This window comes from Kiloniella sp. (genome assembly GCF_048259265.1).
Classification (GTDB): domain Bacteria; phylum Pseudomonadota; class Alphaproteobacteria; order Kiloniellales; family Kiloniellaceae; genus Kiloniella.
Genome location: NZ_JBLXHT010000004.1, coordinates 232,857 through 251,823, shown reverse-complemented (window position 1 = coordinate 251,823; position 18,967 = coordinate 232,857). Strand labels below are relative to the sequence as shown.

The 18,967-nt window shown below is 43.9% G+C and carries 15 protein-coding genes; 3 read left to right on the top strand and 12 right to left on the bottom strand.

Annotation, left to right across the window (positions count from 1 at the left end; all coding sequences use genetic code 11):
* Window positions 1-9: 9 nt before the first annotated feature.
* The 7 genes from ACN0QW_RS09360 to ACN0QW_RS09330 form a co-directional block, all read right to left on the bottom strand.
* Complete coding sequence (locus tag ACN0QW_RS09360; RefSeq protein ID WP_417430846.1) at window positions 10-336, bottom strand: hypothetical protein; 327 nt, start codon at window positions 334-336, stop codon at window positions 10-12.
* A gap of 212 nt (window positions 337-548) precedes the next feature.
* Window positions 549-1,769 carry a glycosyltransferase family protein gene (locus tag ACN0QW_RS09355; RefSeq protein WP_417430844.1) on the bottom strand — a complete coding sequence of 407 codons (1,221 nt, stop codon included), beginning with the start codon at window positions 1,767-1,769 and terminating at the stop codon, window positions 549-551.
* A 31-nt stretch (window positions 1,770-1,800) separates the two neighbouring features.
* Complete coding sequence (locus ACN0QW_RS09350; RefSeq protein ID WP_417430842.1) at window positions 1,801-2,427, bottom strand: histidine phosphatase family protein; 627 nt, start codon at window positions 2,425-2,427, stop codon at window positions 1,801-1,803.
* The gene (locus tag ACN0QW_RS09345) at window positions 2,420-3,640 is read right to left on the bottom strand and encodes a glycosyltransferase family protein (RefSeq protein WP_417430840.1); all 1,221 of its coding nucleotides are present in this window, start codon (window positions 3,638-3,640) and stop codon (window positions 2,420-2,422) included. Before ACN0QW_RS09345 ends, ACN0QW_RS09350 begins: the two co-directional genes overlap by 8 nt.
* Before the next feature lie 2 nt (window positions 3,641-3,642).
* The gene (locus ACN0QW_RS09340) at window positions 3,643-4,830 is read right to left on the bottom strand and encodes a glycosyltransferase family 4 protein (RefSeq protein WP_417430838.1); all 1,188 of its coding nucleotides are present in this window, start codon (window positions 4,828-4,830) and stop codon (window positions 3,643-3,645) included.
* A gap of 13 nt (window positions 4,831-4,843) precedes the next feature.
* The gene (locus ACN0QW_RS09335; protein ID WP_417430836.1) at window positions 4,844-6,067 is read right to left on the bottom strand and encodes a glycosyltransferase family 4 protein; all 1,224 of its coding nucleotides are present in this window, start codon (window positions 6,065-6,067) and stop codon (window positions 4,844-4,846) included.
* 82 nt (window positions 6,068-6,149) lie between these two features.
* Window positions 6,150-7,442, bottom strand: a complete 1,293-nt coding sequence (locus ACN0QW_RS09330) for a glycosyltransferase family protein (RefSeq protein WP_417430834.1) — start codon at window positions 7,440-7,442, stop codon at window positions 6,150-6,152.
* Between the two features lie 382 nt (window positions 7,443-7,824).
* On the opposite strand from ACN0QW_RS09330, the gene ACN0QW_RS09325 reads away from it, so the two are divergent.
* Both ACN0QW_RS09325 and ACN0QW_RS09320 read left to right on the top strand, forming a co-directional pair.
* Entirely contained in the window at window positions 7,825-10,542 is a 2,718-nt protein-coding gene (locus tag ACN0QW_RS09325; RefSeq protein ID WP_417430832.1) for an ATP-binding cassette domain-containing protein, read from the top strand.
* Between the two features lie 66 nt (window positions 10,543-10,608).
* Window positions 10,609-11,073, top strand: coding sequence for a cyclic nucleotide-binding domain-containing protein (locus tag ACN0QW_RS09320; RefSeq protein ID WP_299374907.1), 465 nt, complete (start codon window positions 10,609-10,611; stop codon window positions 11,071-11,073).
* A gap of 135 nt (window positions 11,074-11,208) precedes the next feature.
* Here the strand turns inward: ACN0QW_RS09320 and xth are convergent, their stop codons facing one another.
* Window positions 11,209-12,006: an exodeoxyribonuclease III gene (gene xth / locus ACN0QW_RS09315; RefSeq protein WP_417430830.1), complete on the bottom strand. Its 798-nt coding sequence runs from the start codon at window positions 12,004-12,006 to the stop codon at window positions 11,209-11,211.
* A 503-nt stretch (window positions 12,007-12,509) separates the two neighbouring features.
* Entirely contained in the window at window positions 12,510-13,265 is a 756-nt protein-coding gene (locus tag ACN0QW_RS09310) for a gamma-glutamyl-gamma-aminobutyrate hydrolase family protein (protein WP_417430828.1), read from the bottom strand.
* A 190-nt stretch (window positions 13,266-13,455) separates the two neighbouring features.
* Here ACN0QW_RS09310 and ACN0QW_RS09305 point away from each other — a divergent pair, with 190 nt between their 5' ends.
* Window positions 13,456-14,241, top strand: a complete 786-nt coding sequence (locus ACN0QW_RS09305; protein WP_417430826.1) for a sterol desaturase family protein — start codon at window positions 13,456-13,458, stop codon at window positions 14,239-14,241.
* Here ACN0QW_RS09305 and ACN0QW_RS09300 read toward each other — a convergent pair.
* The 3 genes from ACN0QW_RS09300 to ACN0QW_RS09290 form a co-directional block, all read right to left on the bottom strand.
* On the bottom strand, window positions 14,238-14,945 hold the full coding sequence (locus ACN0QW_RS09300; protein ID WP_417430824.1) for a LolA family protein: 708 nt from the start codon (window positions 14,943-14,945) through the stop codon (window positions 14,238-14,240). The genes ACN0QW_RS09305 and ACN0QW_RS09300 overlap by 4 nt on opposite strands.
* A 97-nt stretch (window positions 14,946-15,042) precedes the next feature.
* Entirely contained in the window at window positions 15,043-17,427 is a 2,385-nt protein-coding gene (locus tag ACN0QW_RS09295; protein ID WP_417430822.1) for a DNA translocase FtsK, read from the bottom strand.
* Window positions 17,427-18,710 (bottom strand): aminotransferase class I/II-fold pyridoxal phosphate-dependent enzyme, encoded by a 1,284-nt coding sequence (locus ACN0QW_RS09290; RefSeq protein WP_417430820.1) that lies wholly within the window; start codon window positions 18,708-18,710, stop codon window positions 17,427-17,429. Before ACN0QW_RS09290 ends, ACN0QW_RS09295 begins: the two co-directional genes overlap by 1 nt.
* Between the last annotated feature and the right edge of the window lie 257 nt (window positions 18,711-18,967).

The following is an 18,967-nucleotide window of genomic DNA, read 5'->3' as shown; positions in this document are numbered from 1 at the left end:
TATATCTTTTTAAATTCCCGACATTTTTGGATCTGGCATTTCACTGCTGCCTTCTGGATCAAGTCCGATATCTAGCATATTGCCAATGGTGCTTGGGTCAAGCGGCAGGTTGTACTCTTTCGCAAATAGTATGGTTGCCCAGACAAGGTACTTGAAACCATACAAGTTGGAATCAAATGTGAGTTTTTGTTCTGCGTTCTTTAAGACGAGATGCAAAACGCCTTTGGGTTTCTGGTCGTTTTCTTTATCTTTCACAGGGCGACCATAATAGCGTAACTCTATATTTTTTATATCTTTAAATAGAAGCTTACGCTTCTTAAAATCTGTAATTTCCACCAATTCATTATCCAAGATAACACGTATTCTGTGGCGCCGTAGTGAATGGAATCCGAAGATAATAAAGATAATGAGGATGGCGCTAAAACAGATTTGGGAAAAAGTGTTGTTCAGACCGTAAACCAGTCCGCCGAGACCAATTGATAAGCCAAAAGCTGTTTTTAGATAATCGAGATAAACATCAAAAAGGGGATATTTGAAACTTTGTGGAGTTATTTGGGGCACTGTATGTCTTTCTTTTTATGTCTTTTCTCAATTAGCTCTTTGATAAACAGTGTTGTTTTGTCTGTACCATGAACATCGATTTTTACTTTTGACTCAGGCATTTTTGGCCCGGATTTTGGAGACAGAGACTTATGAACAGCATCATCTATTTTTTTTGCCAAATTTTCCGGGGTTAGGTCTGCTTCTGATAGCAGCGATAGCACACCTGCTTTTGCTAGTTTCTGTGCACGGTCTGTCTGTTCGCTTTGCCCCTCTGCCGAAAAGGGGACGACAATCGCTGGTGTCTCGGTCATGAGAGTTTCCATAATGGTATTATATCCGGCCTGACTGATTGAAAGCTGAGCTTGGGATAGAAGTGTGCAAAAGTCCGGGCGGTTTCGTTCGACAATTAAACCATCGGGCGCACGTTTGACGATGTTGTTGAATTCTTGATCAGGCAGGTTGTTACCCAGAAGCAATCGCCAGGGCACACTGTTTAAAGTGGAAAGATTTTTGGCTTTAATGACCGCCTCAGCCAAGGGCAGGGCTACGGCACCCCCGCCTGCAGAAACCAGTACACCCTTTCTATTCTCTGGTGAGTTGGGGTTTCGATTTTGGGCATTATGTTCGACGACATAACCAGTATAGACGATTTTTTCTTTAACTTGCGCAGCAAGCGGAAAGCTATCTTCAAGGGGAATAAAATCTGGATCGCCATGAACCAGAACATGATCAATATCTTTCTGGACCCGATCAATAATCCATTCGCTTTTCCCCGGCGTTTTATGTGTTGTGAGAATATCCCGTATAGAACTGATAATTGGAATGTCCATCGATTTAGCCAAAGCAATCAAGGGGTCCAGTTCAAAACGCATTTGGCGTCGGCCAAAAGGAAACATTTCGATCAGGAGGACATCGGGCTTGGCCTTGTGGAAAGCCGATAAAAGAAGCTTTTTGCGTTGCTCTTTCCAGGCGTCGTCGGCGATTGTTCCTTCAGAATTTTTTAGAACCTTAAAACTGTTATCGGCAGCATGAAGGGCGGGAAGCTGAAAGAGCTTGGCGTTACCGATCTCAAGAAATGAAACGGGACGTCCTCCAGACGCAAACAGAACCGACATTCCGGCCTTGTCCAACTCTTTTGCCAGTAATGATGCACGTCTGAGGTGTCCAATACCCAGAAGATGCTGAACATAGATAAAAACGTTAACGGTATCTTTTGGGGTTGCCATTTGTGAGCTTCTTTAGGATGAAAGGTCGTTTTTACGGGGTATAGTTCAGGGGTCGCGGAAAAAACTCAGTAGATTGTAACAAGCTGATATTCATTGTTTTTACACTGATTTCACCTGTTGGGGAAACCTGAAAAAGGTGAGCGCAGTTATCTAGTATCTTTTCATTTGGCTTACCGCGCATATCCCAGTTTGTTGCGTCGGCATAAAGTGTCCTTAGGATACCTTTGTGAGCCACAGCAACAACTGATTGCTCAGCCTTTGCGATCGTTTTTAAAAAAGGCTTTAGGCGTTCTTGTACATTTCTTGGGCTTTCACCATCGGGGGGGCAAAGGTCCAGTCCAAGCGCTTCCATTTCTTCCATTTCTGGCCCCAGCCTTTCCCTTAACTCTGGTAATCTCTGCCCTTCCCAATTTCCCCAGGACATTTCGATTAACAAAGGCGCAATCTCAAATTTCTCTTGTCCTAACAATTCTGCGGTTTGTTGTGCGCGTTGCAGAGGGCTGACGTACCAAGGCACTTCCATCCATTCATTTGGCAGGTGCCATTTTCGAACTGTTTTCATGCCTTGCTCAGAAAGGGAAATATCAGATCTTCCCTGCATTCTTTTTTCAGCATTCCAAACGGTTGGTCCATGCCTGAACATTAATATTTCAGCCATTATTTAAAAACTTTCCTAGGGTTTTATCAGTTAGAATGTCTGAAAGAATTTTCGCCGTGTTTTCTGCGCCATGTGTATTTAAGCTGGAGGGTGGTGTTTGTTTATTTTGTAATGTTTTTTCTATGGCTATGGCGAATTTTTCTGCTGTCAATGTCTCTTCATCCACATAGGTGAGGGCATTTTGTTCAGATAACAGTTTGGCCCTAAGAGTTTGTTCTGTTTCCAGACCACCGGAGTAGGGAACAATGACACGGGGACACCCGGCGCGGAGGACTTCCATAACGGTGTTGTATCCGCCTTGACTTATGGATAGCGCGCAGTTTGCCAAAAGAGAGGTGAAATCCGGCCTTGAACGCTCAACAATCAAGTTGTTATCTGATTGTATTCTGTATTTTTCGAACAATTCTTCTGGCAGGCTATGGCCAATAAGAATGCGCCATCGTTTTTCTTTTAATACACTCAGTTTTCTCGCACTTAATGCTGCTTTAATCAGCCGTTCACTGACGGCACCGCCCCCGGTCGAAACCAAAACTTCATCAATGCCATCTGTCGGGTGTGGCGTACCGTCAACCTTTTCATCAACAACATAGCCACTATAAAGAATTTTGTCGGTGATATGGCGCGCAGGATGGAAGGTTTTATCAAAAGGAATAAGATTTTGATCACCATGAATTAACACGTGATCAAAATGGGTATCTACCCAGGAAAGCATTTCAGTTATGCGTTCCGCTTTTGGCGCTTTGACGAGAATATCTCGAACGGATGAGATTATTTTGCTGGAAAATTCAGATGTTTGAGCGGCTTCAAGAAGAGGAATAAGTTCAAAGCGCATTTGTCGGCGGCCAAAGGGAAACATTTCCAACAGGACGAGCCGTGGTTTTGTTTTGTGATAGATCTCAACAAGTTCCTGTGCCCTTCTAGCTTTAAAGGCCTTATCGATTGGCTGGTCGTTTTTATCCAATAACTTTGTGAACAGGATACCGTCAGCACGAACAGGGTCCAGTTGATAAAACTTTGCGCTGCCTGTATCCAGTCCGGGGACTTCCATCCCTCCGGAAACAAACGCAACCGATAGGCCAGCTTTATTCATCGCTCGAGTGAGGCTTGCAGCCCGTTTTTGATGTCCTATACCGAGAAGATGTTGGACATAAAAGAGAACGTCTATGCGTTTCTCAGGATTTTTGGCTTCAGATCTTGTGGTTTCAGATGTCATTATTATAGCGTTTTGTTTTTCTTGGTATAATCGAACAGTGGTAATCCCGGTTCAATATAGCCTTTTCTGGATGCTGAAAGGATTGCATCCAAACGTTGTCCGGCAGTTAAAAGGCTATGCATCGCCTCTACTTTTTCTGCTGCAGATTTTCCCATATCCCGACGACGAACAGGGGCAGTCAACAAACTTCTAAGCGCAGCGGCAAAGGCTACGGGGTCTCCGGGTGTTGTTAGCAGGCCGGTTTCGCCATCTGCGACAACGGCGGGAACACCGCCTGTCTTTCCAGCAATAACAGGCAGTCCACCAGCTTGGGCCTCCAGAAAAGCGAGACCATAAGCCTCGTTAACTGCGGGCCAGGTGTAGATATCACACGCAGGTATAAGTGTTGCCAGTTCATCTGAATTAAGTTGGCCCGTATAAGTAATTTTGGTTTTTGGGACCCATACAAAACTTGATTCTACGTCTGGTTTGGCTTGTCCATCACCAACGATGATCAGTTGCCAGGGTAGGTCTGGCAGACCGCGCAAGGCTTTTGATAGTACTCTGTATGATTCCAGCTTGTCCCCGGGGCGCATCATGGCAATTGCCAATAACCATTGTTTGTGCGGATCCAGACCATATTTTTCTGCAATAGCTTTACGACACTGTGACCAGTTTTTCCGTTTTTTGATAATGGGATCGGGAACAATAAAGGGCGGTAACGACCAGTTTCTTACTGTGTCTGGCAGGCAGTGTGTATCATGAGGGTTAAGGCTTATAACACAATCAGCTTGATGAACGGCTGCGACAACGGCCTGATGACTTAAATCCCAGGGGCCATTTGCCCTTTTGTTGGCAATAGATGCTTCGATGGCAATGTAGGGAATATTGAGCGCGTTACATACAAGTGGCCCGATCCAGTCTGGTGCTTTGTAATAGAGGTGGTAAGTGATCCAGACATTCGGACGCTGGTCTTTTGGTTTGTTTTGGATTTTCTTAATGTATCTTGCAGCTAGTTTCTCGCCAATTTTCTTCAATCTGGCTTGACGGTTTTTGTCACCGATTGCGTCTCTACTGCGCAGGTGAGAGGCGATGTGAACGTCGTACCCTTGGGTTTCAAGGGCTTGTATAAGTAATCTAGCGACGTGGCGATCACCTGATGGTGTGGGGTGGCGGGGTGATTTTAAGGGGGCGTAAAAAGCAATCCGCATTTCTATCGCCTGACTATTCCGCTGTGAATCGGCTAAAAAGCTGATCTATGCCTTGTCTCATTGAAAATTCACCTCTTACGCGTTTTGCTCCGGCTTGTCCCAAAGTTTCCCTGAGGGTGGGATTCTGTATGAGTTTTTTAAGGGCAGTACCTAATGCATCCGGGCTTTCTGGTGAAACCAATATACCCGTTTCATTGTTAATGATTAGTTCAGGTATAGCAGATATATCAGTTGAAAGGCAGGCCAGAGCTTGACTTTGTGCTTCCATAAGTACATTTGGCATGCCATCACGATCCCCGTCTTCTGTGATTCTGGATGCCAAAACAAAAAGATCTGCTTTGCGGTATTGTTCCAGAACAACCTCTTGAGGTTGAGCGCCCATCCAAGTGATCTTATTGTTAATGCCAAGTAACTCAGCCTGGTTTTTCAAATCCTTGCTTAATGTTCCGCCTCCGATATGAATAAAATGCCAATGCTGGGTGCTCGGTAAAGAGGAAAGGGCTTTTAAGAGATCATCGTAGCCTTTTTTGGCAACCGCACGACCGACGGATATCAGGGTGACGCTTTTATCTTCTGAGCTTCCGTCATTCTGGGAATGGTGATTTGCTGTCTTATCAAAACGATCAAAGTCAAGACCGTGGTAGACTAGGTCTACACGGTTCTTATCTGTGGTTAAGCCTCTTAAATAATCCACGTTAAACTGCGTACAGGTCGCCAGCCATTTGATGTCGGCTAGTTTTTCCCGTAGCTCCCACTCTGGCGATGTCCAGATATCCTTGGCATGGGCCGACCCACACCACGGGATATCCCGGATAAAAGACGCATAGCGTGTGACTGAAGACGGAGTATGTAAAAAGTGCGCATAGAGCCAATCGACATCCTCTGGCAATTCAGCAGCAAGAACACAGGCCTGAGCAAAACGTCTTATCCGATTTGGGGTTTGGTCACGTTTTAAGTCCTTGATAAACAGGGAAAATGCTTTTTTGTACCCAGCCAGATTTCGGACATTCCACCAGCTTTTCAAAACCCGGAAGGGCTCTTGATAGATATATTCTGGCAGATAGCTGACAGGTGCTTTGATTTCCTGATGAATGGGGTGTGTGGATGTATCTGTTGGGTGGCGAAGTGAGACTAATGACAGGTCCAGACCGCGTTGTTCTAGCGCTAGAAGTTCCTGTGCGATAAAAGTCTCTGAAAGGCGTGGGTAACCTTTTAGGATTACGGTTATTTTTTTCATACCGTCGGATTATAGCTCTTTTGCTTGCCGTCTGCTTTTCGACAAAAGTAATTTGACGATTAGCACGATCGAGCAGGTGGGGTTAATTTGTCTTTGATAGTTTGTCGATTATGCCCAATTTTGAAAGCTTTGCCTTGAAGCAGTTATCGGCAAGTTTGATGACGTTTTTCTGTCCATCAAGCAATCCTGGTACAACAACATCAGATGGCAGGTTTTGTTGAGGTAAGTTTCTTAGGGCTGTTGCCATTTTTTGTGGATCGCGTTTGCCATCATTTTCCAGCATACAAACCAAGCCGAGTTCTTGTGCGCGACTGGCTCTAATGTACTGTTCCATTCTGGGGACAGTTCTTGGTACGATAAGGGCTCGTTTATCGTAGGAAAGGATTTCACAAAAGGTATTGTATCCCCCCATACCGACAATACCGATCGCTCTATCGACGAGGCTTTCGAATTGGGCATTAAAGGTAATGGCTTCAACATTGGGCAATTTGCTGGCGCGGACCTGAAAATCATGCTGAAGGTCACTATTCATAAAGGGGCCAAGGGCAAACAGAGCTGGATAAGGAAGGTCAGGATCGCTTTCATAGGCAGAGAGAACCCAATCAATTATTTCTTCGCCGTCTCCACCACCACCGACAGTCACGAGAAGATAAGGTGTTTCTTCGTCAACTTTTTCGAGCACCGGCATAGGGACATCGCTGCCTCCTGTGCGGCGTAGATAGCCAGTATAGGTCATTTTCCTCTGAACTGATGGCGGTAAGTCGATGCCATCTAACGGATCACAAATTTGAGGAAGGCCATAGACCCAAATGTCATCATAGTATTCTGACAAAGCGGGTAGTGTGTTTTTACGCTCCCACTCACTTGAGAGAAGATCCGGATCATCCATGACGTCTCTGAGGCCTAGGACACAGGGGGTGCCTCTGCTTTTTAGTAAGCGGAGCGTGTCTTCTACTTCACCCCGTAATCCCAAGGGTTCTTTATCTACAATGAAAAGGTCGGGATCATAAAATTCAGCGGTATGTTTGATAATTGATGATCTGATGCTCAGGGTCTGTTCAATATCAATGTGCAGGTTGAGCGAGGTATAGTCACCATTCCTCAGTTTGATGACGCCTGGGATACGGACGAAATCAACGCGAGATTTAAAGCCGAAGGACCCAATGATTGGCGAACCTGATAGAATCAAAACAGATAAGTTTTTATGCTCTTCTACCAGTGTATGAGCAATTTCCCGACAGCGCCGCAAATGCCCCAGACCAAAGCTATCGTGACTGTAAATAAGAACACGGGTACTTTTTTGATCATCAACAATGTGTTTACTGTCTTGTGTAATGGTATTGCTCCCCTCGATAATGTCGGGACTATGCCACAATTCGTTACTAGGACCCAAGAAAGAATATGTGTTCAGAACGTTTTGTCGATTTTTTTCTTTGATAAAGATTGAATGAATTTAGTGTAACTATATGGTTTAAAAAAACTTTCTATTTGAAGCTGTAGTACAATGTCCAGTGCATGTGGTGACATTAAGTTACCATAAAGCTGTTATTTAAGCCTTACACATCCAATAACAATGTGTTTATTCCCTTCGAGTTTACCTCTGTTAGTTCTTCGGATAGGCTGAGCTTTATGAAGCGTTAAAATTTGTTGGCTGTTTACTCAATAAAAATTTGGTTTTATCGTGTAACTTGTTGAAATACAGGTGTATTGACTACAATTTAAACTTTTAAGGCCGGGTGCGGGGGATTTAGGGCGTAATGGAGCAACGACTTTTTAAGTATATATGGAAGCACAGTAAAACGGACCAGATTAAAATTCTGTTCCTTGTGCTGGCATCAATGCCCTTTTACTTTCTGTCATTAGATTTACCAAAAAGTATTATAAACCGCGCCGTCGACTCTCAAAACTTCGCTGACATTAATTCAACGTTGTCTTTTATGCGGTTTGAACTTCCTTTTGGTGAGGAAATTTTTGGACATCCAATCATTCTCATTGAAGGCTTTGATTTAACACAAATCTCTTTGCTGTTTGCACTGTGTTTTTCGTTTCTCTGCCTCGTTTTGGTTAATGGTCTTTTTAAGTTTGTTATCAATACTTTAAAAGGCCAACTGGGCGAGCGGATGCTCCGCAGATTACGTTTTGAGCTTACCGACCGTATTCTTCGTTTTCCTGTTATGCATAGTCGCCGCGTGAAGCAGGCAGAAATTGCGACGATGCTCAAAGATGAAGTGGAACCCTTGGGGGGCTTTATCGGCGATGCGATCGTCACCCCCTTCTTCTTGGGTGGCCAAGCCCTGACGGCGCTTATCTTTATCATGGTCCAGAATGTTTGGTTGGGCATTGTTGCGATGAGTATCGTTCTGGTACAGGCTTTTTTAATTCCCAAGCTTCGCAGACGTATTCTTGACCTTGGGCGTCAACGCCAAATGACAGCGCGGGCCCTTGCTGGGCGCGTGAGTGAACTGGTCGAAGGAGCTGTTGAAATCCAGTCTCATGATACCAGCAACTATGAACGTGCAGAGATATCCAGCAGACTTGGTAAGATTTTCAAAATTCGATATGAAATTTATCAACGAAAGTTTTTTGTTAAATTTTTGAATAACTTACTTGCCCAAATAACACCTTTTATCTTCTATCTTGGCGGTGGGTATTTGGTTATTACCGGGCAGTTTGAAATTGGTACACTTGTCGCTGTACTTGCGGCCTACAAAGATCTGCCCCCGCCGATCAAGGATCTCATTAATTGGGACCAACAACGGAATGATGTTCAGATTAAATATGAACAGGTTGCTGAACAGTTCCAACCCAATGGTATGATCGATGCTGAAATGCAACGGCTTGAAGAAAAACATAGTCCGCCACTGGAAGGTGACATTGTTGTCAGTAATCTTGGTCTTGTTGATGAAAACGAGAATAAACTTCTGGAGGGTATTAACTTCACAGTTGGTGTGGATAAAAAAATTGCCGTCGTTGGCAATGCCAGCAGCGGTAAGGAATATTTAGGGTTGCTTCTGGCTAATCTGGTTAAATCATCTTCTGGATCTATGAAAATAGGAGGCAAGCCAATGGTGCAATTGCCTTCTGCCATAACCGGACGCAGAATTTCCTATGTAAGCTCAGAGGCCTATCTCTTTCCTTTGTCGGTGATGGATAATCTTTTCTATGGATTACGGAACTGGATGATTAAGGATACATCCTTGCTTCCTAATTCAGAGGTTGAGTACCAGCGTGAAAAGCAAGAAGCACTTCGAACAGGTAATATTGCGCTTAATCCAAATGGAGAATGGATAGATTTTAGCTCTGCAGGGATAAATGAACCGGCAGAACTGGTTCCGCGTGTAACAGAAATTTTACGCGCGGTTGATTTCGAAGAAGATGTGTATCTATTTGGATTAAGCGGGATAGTTGATTGTGAAAATAGGCCGGATATCGCAGAAAGTATTTTAGGGGCAAGGATTGCGTTAAAGGAGCATTTGAAATCGACTGGGGACGAAGATCTCGTTATCGCTTTTGATCCGGAAAAATATAATAAAAACGCAACATTACGCGAAAACCTTTTGTTTGGAACCCCACGTAAAAAGCAGTATGCGGGAAATAATCTGCTGACTATGCCAATTTTACGTGAATCTGTCGAAGAAGCAGGCCTAAAAGATAGTATTTATAACATGGGCCTTTCTATTGCCCGTACCATGGTTGAACTATTTATGGGTCTTCCGCCGTCTCATCAATTTTTTGAACAGTTCAGTTTTATCTCTGCGGATGATCTGCCAGAGTTCGATAAAATAGTAAAACGGGCAGACAAAAGTAGCTTTTCAGAAATATCAGATTCTGATCGGGAGGCCTTGATGTATTTGCCTTTTGATTATGTAGAGGCACGTCATCGTTTGGGGTTGGTAACCGAAGATGTCGAAGCAAAAATTTTAAAAGCCCGCCAAATTTTTACAGAGAAACTGGAAAGTCGTGATCCAGATGCCGTTGAATTCTATGATCCTGATTCATACAATTCCGCTGCAAGTATTCAGGATAATATCCTGTTTGGTCGTTTGGCTTATGGCCGTGCCGAAGCTGGTGCAACAATAGGTCGCGTAATGACAGAGCTTCTTGATGATCTCGGATTAAGGTCTGAAGTTATTGAAGTCGGGCTTGAATTTAATGTTGGGATTGCCGGAAATCGCTTGAGCAGTGTTCAGAGACAAAAACTGGCTTTGGCACGTTCATTGATCAAAAAACCGGATCTTCTTATTTTGAATGAAGCAGCAGCCGTTATGGATTCTCAGAGCCAGAACAAGTTGGTGCCATCTATTATGGAAGCTCAGGAAGATCGTGGTATTTGCTGGACATTACAAAGGGCAAGTTTATCCCAACATTTTGAATATGTGATTGTCATGCAAAATGGAAAGGTTGTCGAAAGTGGTAGCTTCGACGAACTCAACAAAGGTGGTAAGGTCTTGAAAAGTCTTATTGATGACGAATAACATCATCAAATAAGTTACCGGGATACGAAGCCAAAGAGAAACAGAGTAGGTAGGGAACCAGAGTAGATGTCGATTGAACAAGAAGTTGAAGCGTTAAAAAATATACCGCTTTTCGCGAACATTGACCCTTCCCGGCTGAAGCTTATGGCCTTTGCCAGTGAACGCCTGACATTTAAAGAAGGAAAAGAGCTCTTCCATCAGGGGGATGCAGGGGATGCAGCTTATATCTTTATTGAAGGGGAAGCTGATGTCATTGTTGATACTGATGACGGTCCACTTGTTGTCGCATCTTTTGGAAAAAATGACTTTGTTGGTGAGATTGCTATTCTTTGTGATGTGCCCAGGACAGCAACAATTAAAGCCAAGTCAGAACTGATTACCTTGAAAATTACCAAAGAGCTTTTCTTTAATATGGTAATGGATTTTCCGGAAATGGGTGTTGAGGTCATGCGTGTACTTGCGCATCGTATTGATCATACTACCAGTCAATTGACCGAGGCTCGTAATGCGTTGGCTGAAAGATCTGATTAAAGTTGGTTAAACCCGAGAATTGATCTTTATCGGTGTTTAAAACCCCAAACTTAAACCCTAGTAGCCAAATCTATATGTAAGCCTACGAAGATTAAGCTCAAAACCGGAGTTGCTTTATACGGGCCTTAATAGAGATTAGGTGTCTATATCCACGACGTTTGGGACATGGTCTGAGGGTTTTTCCCATCCACGAGTGTGCCTGACAACTTCAAAATTTTTTAGTTCAGATTTAAGGCTTTGAGTTGTCAGGATATGATCAAGACGCCATCCGTAATCTTTCTCAAATGAAGGCTTATAGCGATAACCCCACCAACTATAGAGCGGTTGGTCGTGGGGTATAAAGTGGCGTCCAACATCAATTAAATCTCCTGATTTTCGAAGATTTGCCATAAGTTCACTTTCAAGAGGGGTGTGACCTACAGATTTAAGGAGCTTTTTGTGGTTCCAGACATCCTTTTCCAAAGGGGCAACGTTAAGGTCACCCATGAGGATTATTTTTTTCTCTTTTACTTCAGGTTTTGCAGCCCATTTGGACATTTCTTTGAGGAATTGGATCTTATGAGCAAATTTGTCATTTTGTTTCGGGTCCGGAATGGGGCCGCCTGAGGGGACGTAAAAGTTATGAATTTCCAGACCGCTCTTTAATGTAATCGACAGGTGCCTTCTGTCGTCCTTTCCACACCAGACGATTTTTTCGTGGCTTTCTACGTTGTTTTTACACAGGATTGCAACACCGTTGTAGCTTTTTTGCCCGTGAAAAAATACCTCTTCATAACCCATTGATTTTATATCTGATAATGGGAATTCGATATCTTGGACCTTAGTCTCTTGCAAGCAGAGAACATCCGGGGCGTGACTATCTGTAAAGTCTTTGAGGTGATCTAGACGCTGTCTGACAGAATTGATGTTCCAAGTAGCAATACGAAGTGACATAAAGTTATTCCATATACGAAATGATTTCATTCCATCATCGATATGAGTTTGTTTCGCATGTGGAATGAGGGGGGATTTTTTATTTCTGCTGCGAAATGAGATCGATATTTATGAAATCAAAGACTCAATTTATATTATTTGATGATTCTATCACATAGATTTCAAAAATAAAAGAAAGGAACACCTGATTGGGGGGATAACCAGGTGTTCCCGCTTCTTCGCAGAGTTTCAAGGAACCAGAGGGGGGATTCCAGTTCCTTTAACGTCGCCATAGAGTGAGGTAGGAGGCGACATGATTCTAAGATAAGCCATCTAGTGGGGATTTCAATGAACCTGTGGATAAAATTTATGTTATAGGAATTTATTCATATTATCGGCATTAATTTCGGAATATTGTCCTTAAATTTTCTATGAAATGTTTGATTCAGGTGGGAGCTGATGAGGGACTCCACAGAAATAGTCATTTTTCGCATAAGGAAAAGACAATGGCTTAAAAGGGAGTTTTATCTCATTCTGTTAGCCACAGCCTTGCCAAAAGCGCTGAAGATGGCTTTAGAGGTGCTATTTTCAATTGCTTTGTATTCTGGATGCCATTGTACCCCGAGAATAAAAGATTTTTGATCGGGCATGGAAATGGCCTCGATCGTGCCGTCTTTTGCGATTGCATCTGCCATTAGCCCTTCGCCAAGATCTTTTACGGCTTGATAATGTAGAGAGTTTACTTCTGCATCATCTTTTTTAAGAATCTCATATAACCGACCTTGTCGATTGAGGGTGATAGAATGGTTGGGCCCATAATCAATGTCCATATCGTTTGTGTCTGGACTGCTGTGATCCATGCGTCCTGCTATGTCTTTAACCTGTGGGAATAAACTGCCACCTAGGGCAACATTAAGTTCTTGAAACCCACGGCAGATAGCAAGAAGAGGCACTTCCTGACTAATGGCCTCTCTTATCAAGGCGAAGGTTGTTTGATCACGCATTTCATCATAAGGCTCTGCCTCGGCAGAGGGGGGCGTTTTGTAGCGTTCAGGATGAACGTTACTAGCACTCCCAGTCAGCATGATGCCATCAAGCTTAGAGACAAGGCGTGGGATATCCAGTACATCCGGCAGGGCTGGAATAATTAGGGGCATTGTGTTCGATGATGAGGCAACAGCCCTTAAATATTTATCATCAACAGCATGATAGGATTTGGGCGTTTCTGCTTTATGCAGGCATGCTGAAACACCGATGATTGGAAGTACTGGTGGTAACACTGGATTGGCCCCTAGATTATCAGATCAAAAGTTTTCAGGAAAAAGTGATTTGTGATGGTACTGTTTACGCTATTGAGTGCAAGTATGATTCTGTGGCTAAAGATGATTAGTTCATGGCAAGATGCGCAACTAATAAAGCTACATACCGGATAGTGAACATATGGCTATACAGTAATAGATGGGATATTTTGTGGAAGTGCTATTGGCCTATAAAGGGGTGATTGTTTTTGCTTGGCTTCTTTCTCTATTTGTCTTGGAGCGAATTTTCCCTGCCTCTACTTTGAAAGACAAGAGAGAATGGCTTGAAAAATACGTTCCAGTAAGAGTTCGGCGAAATATATGTCTGTGGTGCTGTAACCTGCTTTTATCTCCATTTGTGGTTATTCCTCTGACTATTTGGGCCACGATACATGTGATAGGTTGGAGACCAGATGTCTTATCAGGTGGTGTAGGAATTATAGTCGATATAATTTTGTTAGACTGTCTGATTTATTGGTGGCACCGGATAAACCACGAAATTCCCTTCCTCTGGCGGTTTCACGAAATACACCACCTGGACATGAATTTGGATACTACGTCGGCTCTTCGGTTTCATTTTGGCGAGGTGATAATATCTGCTTTGATGAGAGTTCTTGTTATCGTTCTTTTTGATATCCCGCTGGTATCCGTTATAATTTTTGAAACTATTCTATTGATTGCAACAATCTTTCATCATTCAAATTTACGATTAGCGCATGGGGTCGAAAAAGTCTTGTCTATGTTCATCGTGACACCAGAAATTCACTGGGTGCATCATCATGCTCTCCGTCGCGATACAGACAGTAATTACGGCACAGTTTTTAGCTTTTGGGATAAAATTTTCCGCTCTAGAAGTGATACAAAAAGAACTTTGAATATGAAAATAGGTGTTGAAGGAGCAAGGGATAAATCGCTCCTTCAGTTATTTCTTAAGCCGTTTATGATGAGAAAAGATTAATCCCAGTTTTCTTTCTTTTTCATATTGAGATCATCAGTAGTAAAGACGGTTTCGTCTATTGATGCATCATACACAGGATTCACGAGTGAAACCTGTGTTGTAATGCCTTGAGCATCTATTACTTCCCACTTTCGCAGAGAAATCGGGTTGTCACTGAATAGCAGCGTCATTTGGGTGCCATCAGATTCACCTTCGGCTCTTATTTCTAATTGAATTGTGCTGTCGGATTCTTGAGCACTAAGAATCTGAATGTCCTTATGAAGTTCGACTTTTTCGCGTATTAGAAACCATAAGGGTGTTTTCCAAAGGGGCAGATAAGTCGATTGCTTTAATTTTTTATCGAAATAGAGCAGAGTGACGCCGTTTGCGATCATAACAATTGGAACTGGCTCGTCATATTCAAAACGCATTTTGCCGGGCCGTTGAATATTAACGTCTCCTTCTGCAAGACTGCCATTACTGGAAATTTGAATAAAGCGCGCTGAGACGGATTTCAAATCGTTCAGATAGGCTTCGATGCGTCGTACGATAGATACTTCATCAGGGGATAGTCCATTCAAACCGTTTGGCTCGACTGAAGTATCTGAATTTGCCTGAGCCTGCTGACTAGTTACGACAATTGGCCCTGCGAATATAAACAGGGCAATAATCACAACCATTATAGCTGTCATGAAGGATTTTAATGAAATTATTTTATGAAACATGATCAAATTTTGATCCTTAAAATCAATAGTTCGATAATAGGTTTGTGTGCTTTGTCAGTTTGGAAAACAAGGCCGTATCTATACGTATTATTTATCTTTACTCATCCCGATCTGGTACCAAGACCTCACGCTTCCCTACGTGATTAGCGGATGAAATAACACCTTCATCTTCCATTCTTTCAATGATCGTGGCTGCTCTGTTGTATCCGATTTGAAGGCGTCGCTGTACATAGCTGGTTGATGCCTTTCTACTCTTGACGACTTCAGCGACTGCCCTGTCATAAAGCTCATCCGCTTTACTGCCATTTCCGCCACCGCTGGATGGTGACGCAGCGTCAAAATCAGGGCTTTCGGAATCTTCTGTGGTTACTGATTCGATATAGTTCGGCATGGCCTGTTTTTTCAGCCAGTTCACAACTTCTTCGACTTCTTCATCAGTCACCAACGGGCCATGAACACGTTGAATTCTACCGCCTTGCCCCATGTATAGCATATCGCCCTGGCCCAGAAGCTGCTCTGCGCCTTGTTCCCCGAGGATCGTACGACTATCAATTTTTGAGGTCACGTGGAAACTGATACGTGTTGGGAAGTTCGCTTTGATTGTTCCGGTGATAACATCGACTGACGGGCGCTGTGTGGCCATCATAATGTGAATACCGGCTGCACGAGCCATTTGTGCAAGCCGCTGAATTGCGGCTTCGATGTCCTTGCCGGCCACAAGCATAAGATCTGCCATTTCATCGACAACAACGACGATATAGGGCAGGGCATTCATATCAAACGGTTGTTCTTCGTGTATGGGCTGTCCGGTTTCTGGATCAAAACCAGTTTGAACTTTTCGTGTCAGAATTTCGCCGTTCTTTCGTGCTTCTGCCATGCGTGCGTTATAGCCGTCGATATTCCGGACACCCAGCTTGGACATGGCGCGATATCTGTCTTCCATCTCACGCACTGTCCATTTCAGTGCAACCACAGCCTTTTTAGGTTCGGTTACCACTGGAGCCAACAAATGTGGAATATTGTCGTAAACAGATAGTTCCAGCATTTTGGGGTCGATCATGATGAATTTACATTCATCAGGCGTAAAGCGGTATAAAAGGGAAAGAATCATGGCATTTACGGCCACTGATTTACCTGATCCTGTTGTACCCGCAATAAGCAAGTGTGGCATTCGGGCAAGATCTACAATGGAAGGAATGCCACCAATATCTTTCCCTAATATAATGGGAAGCTTGCCTTTGTCTTTGTCGTAGTCACTGGACCCCATTAACTCTTGTAAATAGACCGTTTGCCGTTTGCTGTTTGGCAGCTCAATACCAATTGTTGTTGAGCCAGGAACAACGGCAACACGAACTGAAATTGCGGACATTGATCGGGCGACATCGTCTGCAAGGCCGACAACCCGGCTGGTTTTTGTTCCGGGGGCGGGCTCAAGTTCATAGCGTGTAACAACTGGACCGGGCCGGATTGTGACGATCTCACCCTTGACGCCAAAGTCATCAAGAACGGTCTCTAGCAAGCGGGCTGTTTTTTCTAATGCATCTTTGCTGAGGCTGTTTTTCCCTGAATCACCGGGGGGATCATTGAGCATGGAAATTGGCGGTAGTTCATACTCACCATCAGCAGTTTCCAGATTAAGGCGCCCCTGTTCTTCCGCTTTAATCCGTTTGCTTGGTTGTGCAGGTTTGACAGATGTTTCAACACGAGCGTTGGTAATTTTTTCGTCTTCCAGGGTTGGTTCTATTCGATCTTTCTTGGCGCGTCTGCGAATAGCTTTATCCCTTTTTCCTCGGATATCAGGCGTCTCATCATCTTCCTCGCGATTTCTTTTAAAGGGGTTGGGCGCGTTGAAGATATGTTTAAGCTGTCCGGTTGCGGAAAATCCAAACTTTAATCCTCGACCGATAGTTTGCCATTCTTCTTTTCTTAGGCCGATGGCAAAGAGAAAAAGAGGAACTGAGATGAGGAAAGATACGAGGGAAGCGGCCCAGAATAGCCCGCCTAGGTAAGGTCGGGATTCTGTAATCGCTAATTGACCAAAAGTCCCGCCCAAATTGGATGTATGTCCTTGTCCTAACCATCCTTCGGCTTGTGGTAAACCAGCAAAGGCAATCACGAGAGCAATAATCACAAGGGGTAGGCTTATGACCCGAAGCCATGGGCGGTTAAGGCTGTGATCTTTGAAGCTCCTCCAGCACCAGCCTGCGAATATGAGAGGCAGGCAATAGACAGACAATCCGACAAATGGCAGCATAAAGCTTGCTGTTTGAGCACCATAAATGCCTAACAAGTTTTCTACAGGCCCATCTGTGGCTCTGTTGAATCCTGGATCTGCGGGGCTATAGGTAAGGAGGGAAAGAAATAATAAGACCCCACCAAGCAAGAGCAGGACACCCAAGCATTCAATCAGACGCTTTTGAAAAAACACACCAGTTCCCTGAGGAAGAAGTTGAACTTTATCTGATTTGGCGGATCTTGCCATTAATCGTTAATCCCTACGTCTTGTTTTATATCCAGTATGTTACGAATACTCATAAAGGCTTTTTCCATAAAGTTTGGGTCATAAACCAAAGCAAGGCGGATATAGCGATCCCCCGGCGTAACGCCATCATTGTTAGCGTGACTCATAAAAGCTCCGGGCATGACGCGAATACCAGTGTCTTTCCAAAGTTTTTTTGTAACTTCTATGCCGTTGCCAACATCTAACCATAAACAAAAACCACCTGCTGGTATTTCGACAGGAATACTTTGACCAAGGATCTTTTGGGCGAGATCAAAATTTTGTTTATAAAGTGCGCGGTTTATATTGACGTGTTCTTCGTCCTGCCACAGTCGGGTACCTGCTGCTTGCACAGGTATAGGCACACCTGCACCGCCAACCTGACAGGTTGTGTTGATCATTGATATCCATTTTTCATCACCTGCGATAAAACCACATCGAAGACCCGCGGCACTTGATCGCTTGGAAAGGGAATGGAAAACCAGAATATTCGCGAGTGAATCGTTTTGCGTATTGCTCTGGGCTGTATCTGATACAACCTCCATTTCGCGGGCTATCTCCAAAGCTGACTGTGGTGCTGTATCTGTGTATATTTCGGCATAACATTCATCAAAAACAACAACAAAGTCATGTTTGCGTGCTAGGGAAATAAGGTCTTTGATGCGCTGTGGTTCTGCGACGGCCCCTTCGGGGTTTGAGGGGCTGCAAAGTACACAAAGTTCAGTACGTTCTAATATTTCTTCCGGTACTGTCGTATAATCTGGCAGGTAGCCGCTTTCTTTTGTCGCACTAACGGTTACAACCTCTGCTGCCGCGGCTGCAGCGGCCCCGGTATAAACATGATAACAGGGGTTCGGGGTCAGAAATACGGGGGCTTCAGAATCTTTTTTTGGCGTTGAAAGTACCGTGAGGGCTGTCATGAACAATCCTTCCCGGGTGCCGGGTACGGCCAAGATATGTTTTGTCGGATCAATAAAATTTTCTGGCAATTTGTAGCGTTGCCCAAGCCAGTGAGCGCAAGCGGCAAGATAATCCGGTGTGCCTTTCGATAGGGGGTATTTAGACCAACCTTTCGCAGCTTTTTCTATCTCTTCGGCGACAAAAGCGGGTGGTTGTGTTTGTGGCTCACCGATAGAGAGATTGATGACCTGTCCATCTTCCAGGCAGGAGCGGCCGGCGGGAATATCTTCGAGTAAGGTACGAAGACGAGTAAAGGGATGAAATTCCTGTAATTTTTGTCGGTCAACAAACTGGCGGGTAATCACGTGAACTCTTAACCTCGGACTCTTTGATTTGACGGTTGTCATGAATTGGTTTTCATTAATGTAACTAAATACCAATTCGGGCAAGAGCGTGGCTAGAGAAAAGAATTTTTTTTGAGCTTTCAATAAAAAAGACCGCCTATCACGTGATGTGATAGGCGGCAAGTTAAGACCCTACTAGGAAAGAGCTCGGATAGCGGTCTGTAGGGCCTAAGGAGGATGAGACGTACCGGAAAAGGGATTAACCAGTTTGTCTCAGG